This window comes from Pseudarthrobacter sp. NPDC092439 (assembly GCF_044754945.1).
Taxonomy (GTDB): Bacteria; Actinomycetota; Actinomycetes; order Actinomycetales; family Micrococcaceae; genus Arthrobacter.
The window spans coordinates 115,995-135,895 of record NZ_JBIVQB010000004.1 but is presented as its reverse complement, the minus strand read 5'-3'; the positions used below and the strand labels follow the sequence as shown (position 1 = coordinate 135,895).

The window sequence follows — 19,901 nt, the reverse complement described above, 5'->3', positions numbered from 1 at the left end:
TTGGAGGCTCCCGTGTCCCCGCAGAATGTGACCGCGCAACAGATCCGCGACGCCGCGATCGAAGTGCTCCGCGCCAACGACCTCGGCACCATGACCAGTGCAGCGCCCAACCTTTACCCACACATGTGGAGCTGGGACGCCGCCTTCGTGGCCATCGGACTGGCACGGGTCAGCGTTCCCCGGGCCATCACCGAGATGCGGACCCTGCTTGGCGCCCAGTGGTCAACGGGCATGATCCCACACATCGTGTTCAGCGCAAACGACACCGACTACTTCCCCGGCTTCGACCGCTGGGGAACGGCAAGTGCAGCAGCCCGCCCCGAGGGCGTCAAGACCAGCGGAATCTGCCAGCCGCCTGTCCACGTGATCGCGGTGCGGCACATCCTGGACCGCGGCCGCGAAAATGGCGGCACGGACCAGGCAGCTGCCGAGGCCTTCGTACGTGAGTCCTTCGACGGCTGGCTCGCCTGGCACCGCTGGCTTGCCGAGGTCCGCGACCCGGACCGGGTGGGGCTCATCGAGATTCACCACGGCTGGGAATCCGGTTTCGACAATTCACCCCGCTGGGACGGGCCCTATGCAGCCATCCGGCCCGGCGTCGTCGAACCGTTCGTCCGGCGGGACACCGCCCACGTTGCCGATGTCAGTGAACGCCCGGACGACTCGGAATACACCAAATACCTGTGGCTCGTCCAGCAGATGGCCTCCGTCCGCTTCGACGACCAGGCCGTCCAGGAGATCGTGGACTTCCGTGTCCGCGACGTGTTCTTCTCGGCCATCATGGCGGCCTCCACCGAGGTCCTGGCCGACCTTGCCCACGAACTGGGCCGGGAGGAGGCACAGGAACTGCGCGAACTGGCCGAACGCTTCCGCACCGGCGTCGCAGCGACCGTGGACCCGGAAACGGGACTCGCCCGCGATTTCGACGTCCTGGCAGGACAGTGGATTGCCACCGAAACCGTCTCGGGCTTCGCCCCGCTGGTGGCCGGCGGCGACCAGGGCCTGCTGTCCCGGCAGCGCGAGATGCTCCAGGGCCCTGAGTGGATGGGATTTCCGGGGCTTCGCTTCCCGCTGCCGCCCTCCACGTCGCCGGCCAGCGCCGCATTCCGCCCCCGCACGTATTGGCGGGGACCGGTGTGGCCTTTCCTGAACCTCCTGCTGGGGTGGGCCTGCGGCCGCGACGGCCAGGCGGGGCTGGAGGAGAAGCTGCGCACCACATCGCTGCAGCAGCTTTCGGACCTCAAGTTCGGCGAATACTATGAGCCGTTCACGGGCGAGCCCCTTGGCAGCCTGACCCAGGCGTGGACTGCCGCCGCGGCCCTCGAATGGCTCGCCGGACCCGTCGACGGCCGGCCTGCCGCAACATGACCACGGTCCTGATTGCCTGCGACAAGTTCAAGGGAAGCCTGACCGCGCCCGAAGTATGTGATGCCGTGGCGGAGGGAATCCGCGCGGTCCGGCCGGACGCCACGGTCATCCCGATGCCCATCGCCGACGGTGGCGACGGCACCGTGGCTGCCGCCGTCGGGGCTGGATACCGGCACATCACCTTGTCGGTCACCGGCCCCTCCGGCCAGCCTGTCTCCGCCGGGTTCGCGCTCCATCCGGACGGCGGGACCGCGGTCATCGAGATGGCCCAGGCGTCCGGCCTGCTTCAGCTTGCGGGCGGCATTCCTGATCCTCTTGGTGCGACGAGTTACGGCACGGGGGAACTGGTGGTGGCCGCGCTGGACGCCGGCGCCCGCCGGATCGTCCTGGCTGTGGGCGGCAGCGCCTCCACCGATGGCGGGGCGGGCTTCCTGCAGGCCCTCGGCGCCCGCCTCACCGCAGGTGACGGGACCGCCGTCGCACACGGCGGAGGTGCGTTGGACACTCTGGCATCCGTGGACCTCACCTCACTGGATCGCCGCCTGGCCGGCTGTGAAATCGTCCTGGCGTCCGACGTCGACAACCCCCTTTTGGGGCACGACGGCGCGGCTTCGGTCTACGGTCCCCAGAAGGGCGCGGGCGCAGAAGAGGTGGAGATCCTCGAAGAAGGACTGGCACACCTTGTCCGGGTGATGGAAGGGCACGGCGTGCTGGCCGGCATGGCCGATTTCCCGGGTGCGGGTGCCGCCGGGGGCATCGGCTACGCAGCCCTTGCGGTGCTCGGAGCCACGAGGCAGCCCGGAATCGACGTGGTCATGGAGATCACCGGCTACGGAGAAACTGTCGCTGCCCTGGGTGCCGGGGACCTTGTGGTGACCGGAGAAGGCTCGCTGGACCCGCAGACCCTTAGCGGCAAAGCAGTGGCCGGACTCGCGGCTGTTGCCCGCGACGCCGGTGTTCCGGTGATAGCCGTCTGCGGTCAGGGATCGCTGACCGCGGAGCAGTTGGGCACCCTGGGAATCCAGGGTTCGTTCCCCCTCACCGACCTGGAGCCCGACACGGCCCGCTGCATGTCCGGGGCAGCGGCATTGCTGGCTGCCGTGGGCCGGAATGTGGGTACTTCCTTGGTGGCGGAAAGGGTCCTGCAATGAGCAGCACGGGTCCGGCCGTACTCCGGCCCGCGTCCGGTGCCGCCGCGCGCCGGACCGTTATCGGACTGGACATCGGAGGCTCCAAAACGCACGGCATCCGCATCGTCGGCGGCAGCGTCATGGCTGACCGGATCGCGGGCAGCGCCAACGTCCAGAATGTGAGCCGCGAAACCGCTTCCCGCCACCTGGGGGTCCTGTTGGGCTCGCTCGGTGCCACCGATGCCGGCCGGGTCTACGTCGGGGCGGGCGGCGTGGACACCGAGGAAGACAAGGACGAGCTGCGCCGGCTTATCGCGCCGCACGCGCCCCATGCAGCGGTGACCATCGTTCATGACACCCGGCTGATCCTTGCGGCAGCGCAGGTGCGCACGGGTATTGCCGTTATCGCCGGAACGGGTTCAGCTGTCTGGGGCGTCGACGAGCAAGGAACCGAGGTGCGTGCCGGCGGCTGGGGCTACCTTCTGGGCGATGAGGGAAGCGGGTACTGGCTCGGCCGTGAAGCCGTCCGGCACAGCCTCCGGCGCTACGACCTGCGGCTGCCGGTGGACGAACTGACCGGCGTGCTGCTTGCGGACTGCGGCCTCAGCTCACCTGAAAGCCTGATCCGCCACTTCCATGGCGATACGGACCGGACCTACTGGGCCCGGAAGGCCAGGCTGGTCTTCGAATGCGCGAGCCGGGGCCACGCGGCAAGTGAGCGGATGGTTGAGCGGGCTGCGAAGAGCCTGGCCGAGCAGGTGCTGCAGGTTGCGCTGCGCCTCATGAACCCGGGCCCGGTGGTGCTCGGCGGCGGTGTCGGACTGAACCAGCCGGCACTGGGCAAAGCGTTCAAGGACCACCTGGCTGCCCACGGGATCACTGACGTCAGGACACTGGCCGGCGATCCGGTCTTCGGCGTCTCCTACCTGTCGGAGCAGGACGTCCGGTCCGCGCGCCAGTGACCATGCGGCAGGATGCCTGCATACCGCCATGCGGGATGACAGTATGTCTTAACCCTGCACGGAAGAGGATGTTGTGACGGTCGAACGAACACCTGCCAGCCTGGGCGGCGCAACGTCCCACGGGCACCTGCTGAACCTGATCCGTTCGGCGGACGGACTTTCGCGACAGCAACTGCTGTCCGAGACCGGCATGTCCCGCGCCACCCTTTACGAACGCCTCGAGGCCCTCCTGCGGCGCGGCTGGATCTACGAAGGCGAGGCGCTGGAGGCAACCGGCGGACGCCGGTCCCGGAAGATCCGTTTCGACAACCGCGGCAAGGTCATCCTTGCCCTGGCGCTGGGCCAGACCCACGCAACAGTGGCAGTCGTGGACACGGACGGCGTGGAATTGCGGTCCACCACCATCACCCATGACATCGGCGGCCCTGCCGCGGAGGTGCTGGGGCGGCTGACCGGCGCGGGCCAGGCGCTGCTTGAACAGGGCACCGGGGAAGTGCTGGTGGGCGTCGGAGTCAGCGTTCCAGCTCCCGTGGACGTGGCAAGCGGACGCGTGGTGCACCCCACCACCCTTCCCGGCTGGCAGCCGGATGCCATCATCGAGGCGGTTTCGCAGGTGTGGCCGGTGCCCCTGGTGGTGGAAAACGATGCCCGCGCGGCTGCGCTCGGCGAATGGGATTCGGGCCGGGGAACGCTGGTCTACGTCAAGGTGGCTACCGGCATCGGCTGCGGAATCGTTGTGGACGGAGAAATCCTCCGCGGAGCCCACGGCGCGGCCGGCGATATCGGCCACATCAGGATCACCGACGACGGTCCGCGCTGCCGGTGTGGCCGCAACGGGTGCCTGGCAGCCTACAGTTCAGGGCGTGCCATCGCCGACCGGTTCGCCGCCGAAGGCCTCTCCGACGTCGACGCCATACGGCAGGCGGCCCTGGACGGGAGAAAGAGTTCCCTGCGTGCCCTCACACAGGCAGCGGAGGTGTTGGGCCGGGCGCTCGCCGCGACCATCACCACGATCAACCCCGACAGGCTCGTCCTGGGCGGCAGGATTGGTGCCCTTCCGGTCCTGGTGGACAACGTCCGCAGGCGTGTCTTCGCAGATGTTGTGGAGCGGATCGCTGAGGGACTCGTGGTGGGGGCGGGGGACCCGCACGACCGTACTGCCATCGCGGGGCTTGCCACGCTCGTCATGCGGAAGGTGTACGACCCCGCCGCCATCGACCGCACGCTGGCCGCGGCCGCTCAATAAGCGTGCGTCCGCGGGGCCGTGGTTGAGGAGCGGACCACCAGGCGGGCTTCGATGATTTCATCCGCCGGGCCCGCGGCGCCCGTCCCGTTTTCCACCCGGGACAGCAGGCGTTCCACGGCACGGGAGCCCTGGGCGTGGGCCTGCTGGTCCATGGTGGTCAGGCCCAGGATGTCACCCATCTCGTGGCCGTCAACGCCAATCACGGACAGATCGGCCGGGATCCGGAGCCCCAGGTCCCGCGCCGCGAGCATTGCGCCGGCGGCCATCTCGTCAGAAGCGCAGAAAATGGCGGTGGGCCGCTCGTCGGGATCGGCCAGCAGGTGCTTGGCTTGCCGGTATGCATCGTTCATGGAATAGTCCGCGGCCAGGTTCCACGCCGGGCGGACGGGCAGGCCGGCGTCGGCCATCGCTGCCTCGTACCCGGCGCGGCGGCCGCCGGAAATCTTGAAATGCCCGCCAAACTCCTGTTCCCCGCCCAGGTGCGCCACCCGGGTGTGGCCCAGCCCCAGCAGGTGCCCGGTGGCCCGCCGCCCCACCGCCTCGTCGTCGATCCTGATTGTGGGGATCCCGGGAAGCGGCCCGCCGACCCCCACCACGGGTATCCCGGCCGAGAGAATCTGCTGCGTCTCGTGCCCGTTGAGCTGCAGGGATACCGCGATGACGCCGTCCAGCCGTTTGCGGAGCAGGAAATCGCCCAGGACGGACTCGCGGTACCGGTCGCCCTGGAAGTCATAGAGCGTCAGGTCGTAGCCGGCATCCATGAGCGCGGAATTGGTGCCCTCCAGCAGCGTGGAGAAGTACCAGCGGTTCACGAACGGCAGGACCACCCCGATGTTATGGCTCCGCCCGCTGGCCAGGCTGGATGCGTGATAGGACATGACGAAGCCCAGCTCGCGGGCCGCGGCGGTCACGGCCAGCCTTGCCCGTTCGGAAACGCTGCCCTTGCCGCTCAGCGCGCGGGACGCCGTCGCCTGGGAAACTCCCGCCAGCCGGGCCACATCCTTTATTCCTGCCACTGACCCCTGCTGCTCCCCGTGGTTACATGCGCAGCCAGATGCACTGCGCAGCACCAAGCTTACGCTGGGCCGCCTCTTCGCCGTCGGTCGCCAGGAGGACCTCCATGTCCGGAATTTCGACCGGCGCGGTACCCATGTTCATCATCACCAGGACGCCGTTATTAACGAAGGCGATGCACTCGGGACCCGCCACTCCGTCCAGCCAGTCCAGGGATCCGCCGCCCAGGCCAAGTTCGCGGCGCAACCCCAAGGCGCGGCGGTACAGGGCAAGGACGGAGGACGGGTCCGCCGCCTGTACGTCGCGGGCGAGGGATCCCCAGCCCTCGGGCTGCGGGAGCCACGAGGAGCCCGTGCTGTTAAAGCCTGCGGCCGGAGCGGCCGCTTCCCAGGGGAGGGGCACGCGGCAGCCGTCCCGGCCAATCCGCTCACCCGCGGTTCGCCGGTACGTGGGGTCCTGCCGGAAGGCGTGGTCCATCGTGGTGTGGTCCGGAAGCCCCAGCTCCTCACCCTGGTACAGGTACACGCCGCCGGGCAGCGCGAGCATCAGCATGGATGCAGCCGCCGCCCGGCGCAGCCCCAGCCCGGAATCAGGCTGGGGATCCTCCACGCCCAGGCCGTCACCCGGGCGGGCCGCAGGCTCCACGATGCCGAACCGCGTAGCGTGCCGGACCACGTCATGGTTGGACAGCACCCAAGTGGTGGGAGCGCCCACGGAATCGAACATCCGCAGCGAGCTTTCAATCACCGACCGCAGCCGCTCCGCGTCCCACGGCGTGCCGAGGTATGCGAAGTTGAACGCCTGGTGCATCTGGTCCGGCAGCACCCAGTTGGTCAGCCGGGACAGCGGGTCGATGCTCGCTTCGGCGCAGAGGATGCGCTCGCCGTCGAACTCCGCCAGCACCTTGCGCCACTCGCGGTAGATGTCGTGGATCTCGGGCTGACCGAACATCGGCGCGAGGTGGCCGGGGTGCTCTTCGGTGCTGACGCCGTCGGGCCGCCCGTGCCAGTCCGGGAGCCCCTGCGCCTTGATCAGGGCGTGCGCCACGTCCACCCTGAAGCCCGCCACGCCGCGGCTGAGCCAGAACCGCAGGATCCGCTTGAACTCGTCATGCACGGCCGGGTTGTCCCAGTTGAAGTCCGGCTGGGAGGAGTCGAACAGGTGCACGTACCACTGGCCGGGTTCGCCGGTGGGTTCCTCGATGCGGGTCCAGGCCGGTCCGCCGAAGTGCGACTGCCAGTTGTTCGGCGGCAGCTCGCCGTGTTCCCCGCGTCCGTCGCGGAACACGAACATCCCGCGCTCGGGGCTGCCGGGACCGGCCGCGAGGGCCGCCTGGAACAGTGCGTGGTCCGAGGAACAGTGGTTGGGAACCAGGTCGATGATCACCTTGACGCCGAGCGAGTCAGCCCCCGCCACCAGCGCGTCGAAGTCCGCCAGGGTGCCGAACATTGGGTCCACGTCGCAGTAATCGGCCACATCGTAGCCGCCGTCGCGCTGCGGCGAGACGTAGAACGGCGACAGCCACACAGCGTCCACTCCCAGGTCCGCGAGGTGGTGCAGTTCGGCGGTGATACCGGGCAGGTCACCCTCGCCGTCGCCGTTCAGGTCGCGGAATGAGCGTGGATACACCTGGTAGATCACCGAGGACCGCCACCACTCGGAGCCTTCGTCGGCGGGGTGGACGGGGACCAGCTGCGCGGCGGAAAGACCGGCCGCGGCGGGGGCGAGCGTGTTAGTCATCCGGTCATCCTAAGGGGTCAAAGACATGAAATGGAACGGCTTCCAATTAAGTATGACGCGGAATCCGCCAAAGCGAACCTGGATGTGGACGCATAGTTTGGAATCGCTTACAGTTGTGACTTGTCTCACTGCGCCCGGGGCGGCCGTCGTTGCCGTCGTCCGTCAGCCGCGGCCGGATCGGTGCTCATCGCCCTGCCTGTGCTCCTGCTGTTCCTTTACCTGCAGAAGTTCATTGTGGGCGGGCTGGCGGCGGGTTCCGTAAAGTAATCAGCTTGCTTATCAGTTGGGGCTTTCCTAGGCTGGGTCGTGTCAGGCACACGAGTCTCCAAGCCAAGGAGGAACCATGTCAGAACACAGCATTGCAGGCAAGAAGGTCGCGTTCCTGCTGACGGACGGCGTGGAACAGGTTGAGCTGACCAGCCCCTGGCAGGCCGTGAAGGATGCCGGCGGCGAGCCCACCCTGGTGGCGCTGAAGCCCGGACGGCTCCAGGGCTTCAACGGCACCGCCGAAGGCGACACATTCGACGTCGACATCACCGTTGGCGAGGCAAACGCGGGCGACTTCGATGCACTCGTCCTCCCCGGCGGCGTCGTTAATGCCGATCACCTCCGGGTGGACGGAGCCGCGCAGGCTTTCGCCCGGGCCTTCTTTGAACAGCACAAGCCGGTCGCGTCCATCTGCCACGGTCCCTGGCTGCTGATTGATGCCGGAGTGATCCGCGGACGCAACGTCACCTCCTACCACACGCTCCAGACGGACCTGAAGAACGCGGGAGCCAACTGGTCGGACCAGGAGGTGGTGGTTGACCAGGGCCTGGTCACAAGCCGCAACCCGGACGACCTGCCTGCGTTTAACAGCAAGCTGCTGGAGGAAATCGCGGAAGGCACGCACGCCGGCCAGACCGCCTAAAAGGCAGTATGGCCTGCAGGCGCAGGGCCAGGTGTTTCCTCAGGGGTAAAGAAAAGTCCGGATGGAGGAATGACTCCTGCCGGTAGAGTGTTGGAATCTGCAGCGACGCCGATCGCGTGCCCCACTCATTACTCCCTGAGGGAACACCCATGTCTACAGAAGTCTCTTCAAACGCCTCCGGCAAACCCGTCCAGGCTGCTGAAGCGCAGCCGCCCGCACCGGCGAAAATGTCCCGTGAATCGGTGACGGTCATCGCCACGCTGCTGGTGGCGACATTCGTGGTGATCCTCAACGAAACCATCATGAACGTGGCCCTGCAGCGGCTCATGGTGGACCTGGGCGTGGACGCCCCCACCGTGCAGTGGCTGGCCACCGGGTTCATGCTCACCATGGCAGTGGTCATTCCCACCACCGGTTTCATCCTGCAAAGCCTCACCACCCGGGCCGTTTTCATGCTGGCCATGGGCCTCTTCACCGGCGGCACCGCACTGGCCGCGGCGGCGCCAGGCTTCGAGGTGCTTTTGCTGGCCCGGATTATCCAGGCCGGCGGCACGGCCATCATGCTGCCGCTGCTGATGACCACCATCCTCACCCTGGTCCCGGTGGCAAGGCGCGGCGCCGTCATGGGCAACGTCAGCATTGCCATCTCCGTGGCACCCGCTATGGGTCCCACCGTCTCCGGCCTCATCCTGGAGCACTTCACCTGGCGGTTCATGTTCGTTTTCGTGCTGCCGGTTGCCCTCGCCGCGCTGGCCATCGGCGCCAAATACCTCACCAACGTGGGGGAAGCTGAAAAGGCCAGGCTGGACTTCCTTTCGGTGCTCCTCACCGTTCCCGCGTTCGGCGGCTTGGTCTACGGCCTGAGCCAGATTGGCGGCGGGCACGGCGGGCAGGCCGGCCCGGGCGCGGGCCCCATCGTAGCCCTCGCCATCGGCGTGGCAAGCCTCGCAGTCTTCATCCTCCGTCAGGTCCGGCTGCAGAAGTCCCAGGCCCCGCTGCTGGATCTCCGAGCCTTCAAATTCCGGATGTTCACCGTCTCCGTCCTGCTTATGGTCGTTGCCATGATGTCCCTGTTCGGGGGAGTGATCCTGCTGCCGCTCTACCTGCAGGAGATCCGCGGCCTGGGCTCGCTGGAGACGGGCCTTTCGCTGCTCCCGGGCGGGCTCGCCATGGGCCTGCTGGGCCCGGTCATCGGCCGCCTCTTCGACAAGGTGGGCCCGCTCCCGCTCACCGTCACCGGTTCGGTCCTCCTGGTCCTGAGCCTCTTCCAGTTCTCCAGGCTCGACGCCGGCACGCCGGTGTGGTGGATCATTGCACTGCACGTGGGCCTGAGCTTCGGCCTGGCGCTGTTGTTCACGCCCGCCTTCACCACCGGCCTGAATCCGCTGCCCCCGCACCTGTACTCGCACGGGTCCGCCATCATGAGCACCACCCAGCAGGTGGCGGGCGCCGCCGGCACGGCGCTGCTCGTGTCCATTTTCGCGGTGGTAAGTACGACGGCGGGCCTCGTCGCCGGGATGAGCGCCGCCTTCCTGGCGGCGACCCTCATAGCCGTTGCCGCCGTTGTGCTTTCCGCGATGATGCGCAAGACCCCGGGTCAGCCGGAGTAGAAGTCGCTCAATTCCTTGATCAGCCGGTCCGGGGCCTTGAGGACATCGTCATGGCCCATACCCGGCAGGATGGTGTAGCTGGAACCGGACAGGACGTCGTGGATCTGGCCGCATGCCACGCCAAAGTAGGCCGGGCTCTTCTCGCCCACCACGATCAGCGTTTCCAGCGGCAGTTCCAGGAAGGGTTCGGCGGGCATGTCCGCGGCGATGATGGCCTTGATCTCGCGGACGCCCGTGCGCATCAGTTCGCGCTGCTGCTTGCCCATCGGCGTTGCCGCGGTCAGCTTGTTGGCCAGGGTCAGCATGGACAGCGGCATCCGGGAGGAGAAGGATCCGCCGGCCTCCAGGCCTCGTTTCAGGACGGCCAGGGCGCGGTCGTCATCCCCGGCGGCTGCGGCGCGCTCATATTCGGCGGTCCAGTCTGCCTTGACGCTGTGGTTCACGGAAACCGCGGGGTCGTAGACCGCCAGCCGCTCCACCGGGAGGGTCCGCGCTGCGTGGAGGGCCACGGCGCCGCCGAAGCTGTGGCCAAAGACATCCGTGCTGGAGGTGTGTTTCATCACCGTATCGAGGTCCCGGATGTCCACGTCGAGGGTGTAGTCCTCAGGCTGCGGCGATGAGGTGCCGCGGCCGCGGCGGTTGAACGTGTGCACCGGACGGCCCAGCGCAGCGCTCAGCTTTTGGGCGAATTTCGTGTAATCGGCTGCAGTGACCATGGAGGGCGGGACAATGACCACTCCCGATCCGGCCGGGGACAGGTCCAGTCCGGTGGAGAAGAGCTCCAGAGTGCCGCCGTCGGGGGTCCTGATGTTCTCGCGCGTCATTCCCTGAGCCTAGCGGAGCAAGCCGGGCGCGGGCAGTATCCGTACTGGCCGGCTGGACTCAGCCCTTGAAATACCCGGAGATGTCGGCCACCAGCTCCCCCACGGCGGCGGGAATGGAACCGTGGAAGCACTTGGGGGAGAGCTGGTACGTGCTGCCGGGCACGGCCGCGTGCAGCCGCTCCGCAGTTGCCCTGTAATAGGCAGGGCTCTTTCCTCCGGCCATGAAGTGGGTGTTGGCCGGGAGGACGCTGAAATCCCGGGCATTGTCCACCTCGTCGTAGGCCGCCCGGAGCTCACCCACCCCGCTGGGCATCACCTCACGGAACATCCTGTTGACCTTGGTCCGTGAGAGCAGCGCCATCAGCCCGGCAAGGACGGGTTCGGGGATGCGGGCGAGGGCCGACCCCGGGGACGTTGCTTTCTTCATGTGCGCCAGGGCGTGGCCCACGCGGCCCTCGTTGACGGCCTCCTCGAACCCGTCCAGCCAGGCGGTGTCGATGTTGCCGTCGATGTTCACCGCGGCGTCGTAGACCGCGAGCTTGTCCGGTACGTAGTGGGTGCCGGTGAATTCCTGGACCGCGTTCAATGCCACGGAGCCGCCGAGGCTGTGGCCCAGGATGTTCCTGGCGCCGGTGGCGTCCATGACTGTGCGGACATCGGCGATCTCGGTGCCCATGCAGTAGTCCGCGGGCTGTTCCGACGAGCTTCCGCGCCCGCGGCGGTCATACACGTCAACGGCCCACCCGTCGCCGAGGCCTTTCGCCAGGGCCACGGAAAAGGGCCGATAGATCAGGGCGGTGAGGAAAGCCCCGCCGATCAGCAGCACCCGGCGGTCTCCCGGCGCATCTTCGGTGCCGTAGCTGTACAAAGCCAGCCGGCCGCCGTCGTGCGTTGGAAGTACCTGTTCTTTCACCACCCCATCCTAGGCAGGCGCCGCCGCAGCAGCCGCGAAGCCGGGCTGTCCAACTCCCGGTAAACTTGGGGATTGTGACTTCCCAAAACACCCCCGCGCCCAAGAACGCCCCCGAGCCCCTCGATGCCAGCGAGCAGATGCGGATCCGCATGGAGAAGCGCGCCAAGCTGATCGAGCGCGGCACGGAGGCCTACCCGGTGGGTGTGGAGCGGACGCACTCCCTGGCGGAAATCCGGGAGAAGTACTCCCACCTTGAGGCGGACGACACCACCGGGGACATCGTTGGCGTCACCGGCCGCGTGGTGTTTATCCGCAACACCGGCAAGCTTTGCTTCGCGACCCTCCAGGAGGGCGGAACCGACGGCAAGGGAACCCGCCTCCAGGCCATGCTGAGCCTGGCCAACGTGGGCGAAGAGGCGCTCGCGGACTGGAAGGCCCTGGTTGACCTCGGCGACCACGTGTTCATCAAGGGCGAGGTCATCTCCTCCCGCCGCGGCGAACTGTCCGTCATGGCAGAGTCCTGGTCCATGGCCTCCAAGGCGCTCCGCCCGCTGCCGGTGCTGCACGCGGAACTGAACGAAGAGACCCGGGTCCGCCAGCGCTACGTGGACCTGATGGTCCGCGACGAAGCCCGCGAAATGGTCTACACCCGCGCCGCCATTACCCGCTCCATCCGCGAAACACTCTTCCGCCACAGCTACGTGGAGGTGGAGACCCCCATCCTCAACCTGGTCCACGGCGGCGCGCTGGCGCGTCCGTTCGAGACCCACATGAACGCCTTCGACCAGAAGATGACCCTGCGCATCGCCACCGAGCTCTACCTCAAGCGCGCTGTGGTGGGCGGGATCGACCGCGTCTACGACATGGGCCGCGTGTTCCGCAACGAGGGCGTGGACTCCACCCACAGCCCCGAGTTCACCACCCTTGAGTGCTACGAGGCGTGGGCTGATCAGTTCGTGATGGCGGAGCGCATCAAGGAGATCATCCTCGACGCCGCGGACGCCGTGGGTGCCGGCCGCACCCTCCAGACGGAGGCGGGGGAGATCAACCTCGACGGCGAGTGGAAGTGGCTGGCCGTCTACCCGGGATTGTCCGACGCCGTTGGGCAGGAAATCACTCCGGACACTCCCCTTGAGGTGCTTCGGGAGGTTGCGGCAAAGCACGACGTCAAGGTCGACCCCAAGTGGGACGCGGAGAAGCTCGCAGTGGAACTGTTCGGCGAAATTGTCGAACCCACGCTGCTGAACCCCACCTTCGTCTACGACTACCCGCCGTCCGCGCAGCCGCTGGCCCGTCCGCACCGCGAGGACGGCCGGCTGATCGAGGCATGGGACCTGATCATCGGCGGCATGGAGCGCGGCACGGCGTTCTCTGAACTGATCGACCCTGTGATCCAGCGCGAACGGCTTACGGAGCAGTCCCGCCACGCTGCTGCCGGTGACGACGAAGCGATGCAGCTGGACGAGGACTTCCTGCGCGCCCTTGAGTACGGTGCGCCGCCCATGGGCGGGATCGGCCTGGGAATCGACCGCCTGGTGATGTTGTTCACTGGCGCCGGCATCCGCGAAACCATCCTTTTCCCCCTGCTGAAGCCTGAAGGCCACTGACCGTGGAATACGTAGCCGTCCTTCTTCCCTCGATCGTGGTGGGCCTGCTGTTCTGGTTTGCCATGAAGTCGATCTTTAACGCGGACAAGGCCGAACGGCAGGCAGAGGCCAAAGCCCAGAAAGAAGCAGAAGCCCGGTCCGCTTCCCCCGAGAACCGCCCGGACGATGATTCCCAATAGGTAAGTCCATTTGTTTGCGGACTCCATTCCGTGCCGGCCATTAGCCGCTTTGACGCGTTGCCATAAAAAGGGTCATACTTTTATCGGAAACATCCTGCTTTTCTGAAAAAACCACCTTTCAAAGAGGAAGGCCTTTAATGGCACAGAAAGTAAACATCGTCCTTGTGGACGATCTGGATGGGGGACCCGCAGATGAGAATGTCCGGTTCGGCCTTGACGGGACGAACTACGACATTGACCTATCGGCTGCCAATGCTGCTGAACTCCGCTCTGCCCTGGAACGCTATGTAGCGGCCGGACGGAAGAGCTCCAGCGGCCGGGCTGCCCGGACTAAAGCGCCGTCGGGGGGACGCGGCAATGAGTCTGCGCAGATCCGGCAGTGGGCCCGGGATAACGGTTACACCGTTAACAGCCGGGGCCGAATTCAAGCCGAAATCCAGGAAGCCTACCAAAAGGCAAATTCCTAGGACTCGTCTGCAGTTGCGGTAAAGCGCTTCAAGCGATAAGCCCCGCCCCGCCGGTTTCGGCGGCGGCGGGGCTTTCGCTTTTTCAGAAATCGGGCCGCGCCCGGATTTTTACGCTTGTCCGGCCCGGGTTTATTTTGTGTTGGCCGTTGCCTGCCGAAGGGGGCCGTGTGCCGGATCAGCGCCGGACGCTGCCGGGGCCTTCGCCGGGGCCCCTCACACCCCGGGTTTCCCCTGTGGCGAACACGCTCCCCAACTTGGGGCCTGCCACGTAGCATCAAAGTACGTCGTAGCTAGGAGTGTGGCGAAATGTTTGAGCGATTTACGGACCGTGCCCGTCGCGTAGTTGTGCTTGCCCAAGAAGAGGCACGCATGCTGAACCACAATTACATCGGTACCGAACACATCCTCTTGGGTCTGATCCACGAGGGTGAAGGTGTTGCCGCCAAGGCTCTGGAGTCCTTGAGCATTTCGCTCGACGGCGTTCGCGAGCAGGTGCAGGAGATCATCGGGCAGGGCCAGCAGGCCCCTTCCGGCCACATCCCCTTCACCCCCCGCGCCAAGAAGGTGCTGGAGCTCTCGCTGCGCGAGGCACTGCAGCTGGGCCACAACTACATCGGCACGGAGCACATCCTGCTGGGCCTCATCCGCGAGGGTGAAGGTGTTGCCGCCCAGGTGCTGGTCAAGCTCGGCGCAGACCTGAACCGGGTCCGCCAGCAGGTCATCCAGCTGCTCTCCGGCTACCAGGGCAAGGAGACCACAGGCGCAGGCGTCGGCCAGGGACAGGCCGAGGGCACTCCCGCCGGGTCCGTGGTCCTTGACCAGTTTGGCCGCAACCTCACCCAGGCTGCACGCGAGAACAAGCTCGACCCCGTCATCGGACGCGAGCACGAGATGGAACGCGTCATGCAGGTCCTCTCCCGCCGCACCAAGAACAACCCCGTCCTGATCGGCGAGCCGGGCGTCGGCAAGACCGCCGTCGTCGAGGGCCTGGCCCAGGCGATTGTCCGCGGCGACGTCCCCGAGACCATCAAGGACAAGCAGCTCTACACCCTGGACCTCGGATCCCTGGTGGCAGGGTCGCGTTACCGCGGTGACTTCGAAGAGCGCCTGAAGAAGGTCCTCAAGGAGATCCGGACCCGCGGCGACATCATCCTGTTCATCGATGAGATCCACACCCTCGTCGGCGCAGGTGCCGCCGAAGGCGCCATCGACGCAGCCTCCATCCTCAAGCCCATGCTGGCCAGGGGCGAGCTGCAGACCATCGGCGCCACCACACTGGACGAATACCGCAAGCACATCGAGAAGGACGCTGCGCTGGAGCGCCGCTTCCAGCCGATCCAGGTTAAGGAACCCTCCGTGGCGCACGCCATCGAGATCCTGAAGGGCCTGCGGGACCGCTACGAGGCACACCACCGCGTCACCATTACCGACGGCGCCCTGGCCTCCGCTGCCAGCCTCGCGGAGCGTTACATCTCGGACCGCTTCCTGCCGGATAAGGCGATCGACCTGATCGACGAGGCCGGCGCCCGCCTGCGCATCCGCCGCATGACCGCTCCCCCGGAGCTGAAGGCCATGGACGAGCGGATCGCCAAGCTGAAGATGGAGAAGGAATCCGCCATCGACGCGCAGGACTTCGAAGGCGCCGCCGCGCTCCGCGACAAGGAGCAGAAGATGATCGCGGAGCGTTCCGAGAAGGAACGCCTCTGGAAGTCCGGCGGCATGGATGACATCTCCGAGGTGGATGAGGACCTCATCGCCGAGGTGCTGGCCAACTCCACGGGCATCCCGGTATTCAAGCTGACCGAGGAAGAGTCCTCGCGCCTGCTGAAGATGGAAGACGAACTGCACAAGCGCGTGGTGGGCCAGAACGAGGCCATCAAGGCACTGTCCCAGGCCATCCGCCGTACCCGGGCAGGGCTCAAGGACCCCAAGCGTCCGGGCGGCTCGTTCATCTTCGCCGGCCCCACCGGCGTCGGCAAGACCGAACTGGCCAAGGCCCTCGCGGAGTTCCTGTTCGGCGAAGAGGACGCCCTCATCACGCTGGACATGTCCGAGTACTCCGAGAAGCACACCGTCTCGCGGCTCTTCGGCGCCCCTCCGGGCTACGTGGGCTACGAGGAAGGCGGCCAGCTGACTGAGAAGGTCCGGCGCCGTCCGTTCTCCGTGGTGCTGTTCGACGAAGTGGAAAAGGCCCACGCGGACCTCTTCAACTCGCTGCTGCAGATCCTTGAGGACGGCCGTCTGACCGACTCCCAGGGCCGCGTGGTGGACTTCAAGAACACCGTGATCATCATGACCACCAACCTGGGTACCCGGGACATCTCCAAGAGTGTTGCCACCGGCTTCCAGTCCGGCACCGACACCCAGACCGGCTACAACCGCATGCGGGCCCGCGTGACGGAGGAGCTCAAGCAGCACTTCCGCCCCGAGTTCCTGAACCGTGTGGATGACGTCGTGGTGTTCCCGCAGCTGACCCAGGACGAGATCATCGAGATCGTGGACCTGTTCGTCACCCGCCTGGAGAAGCGCCTCAAGGACAAGGACATGGGCATCGAGCTCACCAAGGACGCCAAGGTGCTCCTGGCCACCCGCGGCTACGATCCCGCCATGGGTGCCCGGCCGCTGCGGCGCACCATCCAGCGCGAGATCGAGGACCAGCTTTCCGAGAAGATCCTGTTCGGCGAGCTCCACCCCGGCGACATCGTGGTGGTGGACGTGGAGGGCGAAGGCGACGACGCCAAGTTCACGTTCGCCGGCAACGCCAAGCCGCGCATCCCGGAAATCGCTCCGAGCGTCTAACCGGCGCCAACCGAAGCCCCGTCTCTCCGCAAGGAGCGGCGGGGCTTCCGGCTTGTGGGGACCGCGGCCAGGCGGCGAACTAGGATGGGCCTGTGACTGACTCGTTCCACATCCGGCCTGCCCGCACCAGCGACGTGTCCGCCATCAAGAAGCTGGTTGCGCCGCTGGCCGACCAGCGGATCCTGATGGCCAAGGAAACGGTGGCGTATTACGAGAGCCTCCAGGAGTTCCGGATCGCGGAATCGGCCGACGGCGACGTGATCGGCTGCGGTGCCCTGCACGTCATGTGGGAGGACCTGGCCGAGGTGCGCACCCTTGCAGCGTCGCCGGACTGGCGGGGCAAGGGTGTGGGGCACGTCCTGGTGGAGAGCCTGCTGGACGAGGCCCGGTCCTTGGGCGTCAGCCGCGTTTTCTGCCTCACGTTCGAGGTGGACTTCTTCACGCGGCACGGTTTCACGGTGATGGCGGACCAGTCGGCCGTCGACCCCGAGGTGTATTCGGAGCTGCTGCGTTCACATGACGAAGGTGTGGCCGAGTTCCTGGATCTGGCCCGGGTAAAGCCGAACACGTTGGGAAACACCCGCATGATCCGGGTTCTGTGACGCTTGACTTGTGTTATTCGACTCGCTGGATAAACTGTCCTTGGCCGCGATGGGGGGCCCGCGAAAAGGGACAGTCATTGGGGGCTGTCCCTTTCGCGTTCCCGTGATTAGGGTCGAAGGGTAACCCTCCAGGAACCATAGGCCAGGAGTCAGACCGTGAAGAAACTCATTAATGACCCCCGTTCGGTGGTGGCCGAATCCGTGGCAGGCTTCGGCCTGGCCTATGCGGGCATTGTTTCTGCCAATATGGAACCCCTCTTCGTCACCCGCAAGGATGCGCCGGTGGCGGGCAAGGTGGGTCTCGTGTCCGGCGGCGGCAGCGGCCATGAACCCTTGCACGCCGGCTACGTTGGAAGGGGAATGCTTGACGCCGCCGTGCCGGGGGCGGTGTTCACCTCGCCCACGCCGGACCAGATCCTTCCGGCGACCCTCGCTGTGAACGCCGGGGCCGGCGTCGTGCATGTGGTGAAGAACTACACCGGCGACGTACTGAACTTCGAGACGGCAGCCGAACTCGCCGAAGCCGAGGGTGTGAGCGTCAGGACCGTCCTGGTGAACGATGACGTTGCCGTGGAGGACTCGCTGTACACAGCTGGACGCCGGGGCGTGGGCGGAACCGTCCTGGTGGAGAAGATCGCAGGTGCGGCCGCGGAACGGGGCGACGACCTGGACTCCGTGGCCGCCATCGGTGAGCGCGTCAACGCCAACGTCCGGACCATGGGAGTCGCGCTCTCCGCGTGCACCGTTCCCCATTCCGGATCGCCCGGCTTCGACCTCAACGAGGATGAAATCGAGATCGGCATAGGCATCCACGGCGAACCCGGCAGGCACAGGATCCCAATGGAAAGCGCCGACGGCATCACGGACCGCCTGCTCGAGCCGGTTCTTTCGGACCTCGGAATCACCGCGGGGGACCGGGTCCTCCTGTTCGTTAACGGGATGGGCGGGACGCCGTTGAGCGAGCTCTACATTGTCTACCGGCGGGCGGCCCAGGTCATTGCGGACCGGGGCGCCACCGTGGAGCGTTCGCTGGTGGGCAATTACATTACCGCCCTGGAAATGCAGGGCTGTTCGATCTCCGTGCTGCGCCTGGACGATGAACTCACTGAATTGTGGGATGCCCCCGTGCACACGGCGGCTCTGCGGTGGGGAATCTGACTGCGGTGCTGGATCTGAACTGGACACTCAAATGGCTGGCGCTGTGCGCCCAAGCGATGTCCGATCACCGGGTGGAGCTCATTGAGCTGGACCGCGCCATCGGGGACTCGGACCATGGCGAAAACATGGACCGTGGCTTTCAGGCCGTTATGGGCAAGCTGGCGGGAGCGCCGCCGGAAACGCCGGGGGCCGCATTGAAGCTCACCGCCATGACCCTCATGTCTACGGTGGGCGGTGCAGCGGGACCCCTCTACGGCACGGCGTTCCTTCGCGCCGCCGCCGCCCTCGGCGATTCTGCGGAGATCGACCCGGCTGGATGGGCGCTTGCCCTTACCGCTGCGCGCGACGGGATCGTGGCGAGGGGGAAGGCAGAGCCCGGTGACAAGACCATGGTGGACGCCTGGACGCCGGCCGTTGAAGCGGCCCAGGAGGTGGCCGCTGATGCCACAGCCGACCCGCTGGCCGTCCTGGCCGCCGCAGCCGAGGCAGCCGAAACGGGAGCGGTGGCCACCGACCCCATGGTGGCCAGGAAGGGCAGGGCCAGCTATCTTGGTGAGCGAAGCGCAGGGCACCGGGATCCCGGGGCTGTTTCCAGCGCCCTGATCCTCCGCGCCGCCGTCAGAGCCGCCGCATGACGGTCAGCCTCGTGGTGGTGTCCCACAGCGAAAAAATCGCCGACGGTGCTGCGGAACTCGCTGCCCAAATGGCGCCGGACGTCCTCATCCTCCCGGCGGGCGGTACCACGGACGGCCGGATCGGCACCAGTCTGGAGAAAGTCCTCGCCGCGCTGGGGAGCGTTGCGGAGGACGGGGAGGCAGTAGTCCTGGCTGACCTGGGTTCCGCTGTAATGACGGCGGAGTCCGCCCTTGAATTCGCGGACCGGCCGGCGAGCGTTCTCCTGGCCGACGCTCCTCTCGTGGAGGGCCTGGTGGCTGCGGCTGTTGCCGCGCAGGGCGGAGCTGGCATGCTTGCAGTGAAACACGCTGCCGAAGCGGCCGGGCGGCCATCGCATCCTCACGATCTCAGGATGCAGTCGGTTGCGGACGGGCCCGCGTCCGGGCTGGGGCCGGACTTCACAGGGGACTTCGAACTTATCAACCAAGCGGGCATGCATGCCCGGCCGGCAGCCAAAATAGCCGGGGGGCTGGCCGCACTGGATGCGGAGGTGACGGTCAACGGGGTGGACGGTGCATCCATCATGGCGCTGATGACGTTGTCCGCCGGGCAGGGTTCCGTGCTGCATGTGGAGGCCTGGGGCCAGGACGCGGAACGCGCCGTCAACTACGTCGGCGGACTGGTCCAGGCCGGGTTCGGCGAACCATAGGCCCGGATCTGCGCCTCGCCGGTGTGTTCAGTCCGGTTCCGGTGGATG

General features: G+C 66.7%; 18 protein-coding genes and 1 pseudogene. 15 read left to right on the top strand and 4 right to left on the bottom strand.

Annotated features, from left to right (window positions below; genetic code table 11):
- Window positions 1-12: 12 nt before the first annotated feature.
- From ACIQCM_RS11115 to ACIQCM_RS11100, 4 genes are all read left to right on the top strand, one after another.
- Window positions 13-1,368 carry an MGH1-like glycoside hydrolase domain-containing protein gene (locus tag ACIQCM_RS11115; RefSeq protein ID WP_400607676.1) on the top strand — a complete coding sequence of 452 codons (1,356 nt, stop codon included), beginning with the start codon at window positions 13-15 and terminating at the stop codon, window positions 1,366-1,368.
- Window positions 1,365-2,519 carry a glycerate kinase gene (locus ACIQCM_RS11110; protein WP_400607673.1) on the top strand — a complete coding sequence of 385 codons (1,155 nt, stop codon included), beginning with the start codon at window positions 1,365-1,367 and terminating at the stop codon, window positions 2,517-2,519. Before ACIQCM_RS11115 ends, ACIQCM_RS11110 begins: the two co-directional genes overlap by 4 nt.
- The gene (locus ACIQCM_RS11105; protein WP_400607671.1) at window positions 2,516-3,460 is read left to right on the top strand and encodes an N-acetylglucosamine kinase; all 945 of its coding nucleotides are present in this window, start codon (window positions 2,516-2,518) and stop codon (window positions 3,458-3,460) included. Before ACIQCM_RS11110 ends, ACIQCM_RS11105 begins: the two co-directional genes overlap by 4 nt.
- A gap of 73 nt (window positions 3,461-3,533) precedes the next feature.
- Entirely contained in the window at window positions 3,534-4,706 is a 1,173-nt protein-coding gene (locus tag ACIQCM_RS11100; protein WP_400607669.1) for an ROK family transcriptional regulator, read from the top strand.
- On the opposite strand, the gene ACIQCM_RS11095 is transcribed toward ACIQCM_RS11100, so the two are convergent.
- Both ACIQCM_RS11095 and ACIQCM_RS11090 read right to left on the bottom strand, forming a co-directional pair.
- Window positions 4,700-5,722, bottom strand: coding sequence for a LacI family DNA-binding transcriptional regulator (locus ACIQCM_RS11095; protein ID WP_400607667.1), 1,023 nt, complete (start codon window positions 5,720-5,722; stop codon window positions 4,700-4,702). The two genes, ACIQCM_RS11100 and ACIQCM_RS11095, sit on opposite strands and share 7 nt — an antisense overlap.
- Window positions 5,723-5,744: 22 nt before the next feature.
- Window positions 5,745-7,460 (bottom strand): glycoside hydrolase family 13 protein, encoded by a 1,716-nt coding sequence (locus tag ACIQCM_RS11090; protein ID WP_400607665.1) that lies wholly within the window; start codon window positions 7,458-7,460, stop codon window positions 5,745-5,747.
- Window positions 7,461-7,628: 168 nt separating this feature from the next.
- Between ACIQCM_RS11090 and ACIQCM_RS11085 the strand changes: the two are divergent.
- From ACIQCM_RS11085 to ACIQCM_RS11075, 3 genes and pseudogenes are all read left to right on the top strand, one after another.
- Window positions 7,629-7,727 (top strand): annotated as a pseudogene (locus ACIQCM_RS11085) (sugar ABC transporter permease); the annotation flags it as partial.
- Between the two features lie 76 nt (window positions 7,728-7,803).
- The gene (locus ACIQCM_RS11080) at window positions 7,804-8,370 is read left to right on the top strand and encodes a type 1 glutamine amidotransferase domain-containing protein (protein WP_400607662.1); all 567 of its coding nucleotides are present in this window, start codon (window positions 7,804-7,806) and stop codon (window positions 8,368-8,370) included.
- 149 nt (window positions 8,371-8,519) lie between these two features.
- The gene (locus ACIQCM_RS11075; RefSeq protein WP_400607660.1) at window positions 8,520-9,980 is read left to right on the top strand and encodes a DHA2 family efflux MFS transporter permease subunit; all 1,461 of its coding nucleotides are present in this window, start codon (window positions 8,520-8,522) and stop codon (window positions 9,978-9,980) included.
- Here ACIQCM_RS11075 and ACIQCM_RS11070 read toward each other — a convergent pair.
- Window positions 9,968-10,804, bottom strand: a complete 837-nt coding sequence (locus ACIQCM_RS11070; protein WP_400607658.1) for an alpha/beta fold hydrolase — start codon at window positions 10,802-10,804, stop codon at window positions 9,968-9,970. The two genes, ACIQCM_RS11075 and ACIQCM_RS11070, sit on opposite strands and share 13 nt — an antisense overlap.
- Window positions 10,805-10,862: 58 nt before the next feature.
- Window positions 10,863-11,717 (bottom strand): alpha/beta fold hydrolase, encoded by an 855-nt coding sequence (locus tag ACIQCM_RS11065; RefSeq protein WP_400607655.1) that lies wholly within the window; start codon window positions 11,715-11,717, stop codon window positions 10,863-10,865.
- A gap of 74 nt (window positions 11,718-11,791) precedes the next feature.
- On the opposite strand from ACIQCM_RS11065, the gene lysS reads away from it, so the two are divergent.
- The 8 genes from lysS to dhaM all read left to right on the top strand — a co-directional run bounded on the left by lysS (window position 11,792) and on the right by dhaM (window position 19,853).
- A complete protein-coding gene (gene lysS, locus ACIQCM_RS11060) occupies window positions 11,792-13,324 on the top strand; it encodes a lysine--tRNA ligase (RefSeq protein ID WP_400607653.1) in 1,533 nt (510 codons plus the stop codon).
- 2 nt (window positions 13,325-13,326) lie between these two features.
- Entirely contained in the window at window positions 13,327-13,503 is a 177-nt protein-coding gene (locus tag ACIQCM_RS11055; RefSeq protein WP_400607651.1) for a hypothetical protein, read from the top strand.
- 137 nt (window positions 13,504-13,640) lie between these two features.
- Entirely contained in the window at window positions 13,641-13,970 is a 330-nt protein-coding gene (locus ACIQCM_RS11050) for an Lsr2 family protein (RefSeq protein WP_400607649.1), read from the top strand.
- Between the two features lie 306 nt (window positions 13,971-14,276).
- Entirely contained in the window at window positions 14,277-16,769 is a 2,493-nt protein-coding gene (locus ACIQCM_RS11045) for an ATP-dependent Clp protease ATP-binding subunit (RefSeq protein WP_400607647.1), read from the top strand.
- Window positions 16,770-16,861: 92 nt separating this feature from the next.
- The gene (locus tag ACIQCM_RS11040) at window positions 16,862-17,371 is read left to right on the top strand and encodes an amino-acid N-acetyltransferase (RefSeq protein ID WP_400607645.1); all 510 of its coding nucleotides are present in this window, start codon (window positions 16,862-16,864) and stop codon (window positions 17,369-17,371) included.
- 156 nt (window positions 17,372-17,527) lie between these two features.
- Window positions 17,528-18,529 (top strand): dihydroxyacetone kinase subunit DhaK, encoded by a 1,002-nt coding sequence (dhaK, locus tag ACIQCM_RS11035; RefSeq protein WP_400607644.1) that lies wholly within the window; start codon window positions 17,528-17,530, stop codon window positions 18,527-18,529.
- Window positions 18,526-19,164, top strand: coding sequence for a dihydroxyacetone kinase subunit DhaL (dhaL, locus tag ACIQCM_RS11030; RefSeq protein ID WP_400607890.1), 639 nt, complete (start codon window positions 18,526-18,528; stop codon window positions 19,162-19,164). The genes dhaK and dhaL overlap by 4 nt, the downstream gene beginning before the upstream one ends.
- The gene (dhaM, locus tag ACIQCM_RS11025) at window positions 19,161-19,853 is read left to right on the top strand and encodes a dihydroxyacetone kinase phosphoryl donor subunit DhaM (protein WP_400607642.1); all 693 of its coding nucleotides are present in this window, start codon (window positions 19,161-19,163) and stop codon (window positions 19,851-19,853) included. The genes dhaL and dhaM overlap by 4 nt, the downstream gene beginning before the upstream one ends.
- The last annotated feature ends 48 nt before the right edge of the window (window positions 19,854-19,901 follow it).

Bases quoted from the DNA above. Each gene is read 5' to 3' on its own strand.
- ACIQCM_RS11080 (WP_400607662.1), top strand. From the start codon at position 7,804: ATGTCAGAACACAGCATTGCAGGCAAGAAGGTCGCGTTCCTGCTGACG.
- ACIQCM_RS11050 (WP_400607649.1), top strand. From the start codon at position 13,641: ATGGCACAGAAAGTAAACATCGTCCTTGTGGACGATCTGGATGGGGGA.
- ACIQCM_RS11075 (WP_400607660.1), top strand. From the start codon at position 8,520: ATGTCTACAGAAGTCTCTTCAAACGCCTCCGGCAAACCCGTCCAGGCT.
- dhaM (WP_400607642.1), top strand. From the start codon at position 19,161: ATGACGGTCAGCCTCGTGGTGGTGTCCCACAGCGAAAAAATCGCCGAC.
- ACIQCM_RS11090 (WP_400607665.1), bottom strand. From the start codon at position 7,460: ATGACTAACACGCTCGCCCCCGCCGCGGCCGGTCTTTCCGCCGCGCAG.
- ACIQCM_RS11070 (WP_400607658.1), bottom strand. From the start codon at position 10,804: ATGACGCGCGAGAACATCAGGACCCCCGACGGCGGCACTCTGGAGCTC.
- ACIQCM_RS11110 (WP_400607673.1), top strand. From the start codon at position 1,365: ATGACCACGGTCCTGATTGCCTGCGACAAGTTCAAGGGAAGCCTGACC.
- ACIQCM_RS11105 (WP_400607671.1), top strand. From the start codon at position 2,516: ATGAGCAGCACGGGTCCGGCCGTACTCCGGCCCGCGTCCGGTGCCGCC.
- ACIQCM_RS11045 (WP_400607647.1), top strand. From the start codon at position 14,277: ATGTTTGAGCGATTTACGGACCGTGCCCGTCGCGTAGTTGTGCTTGCC.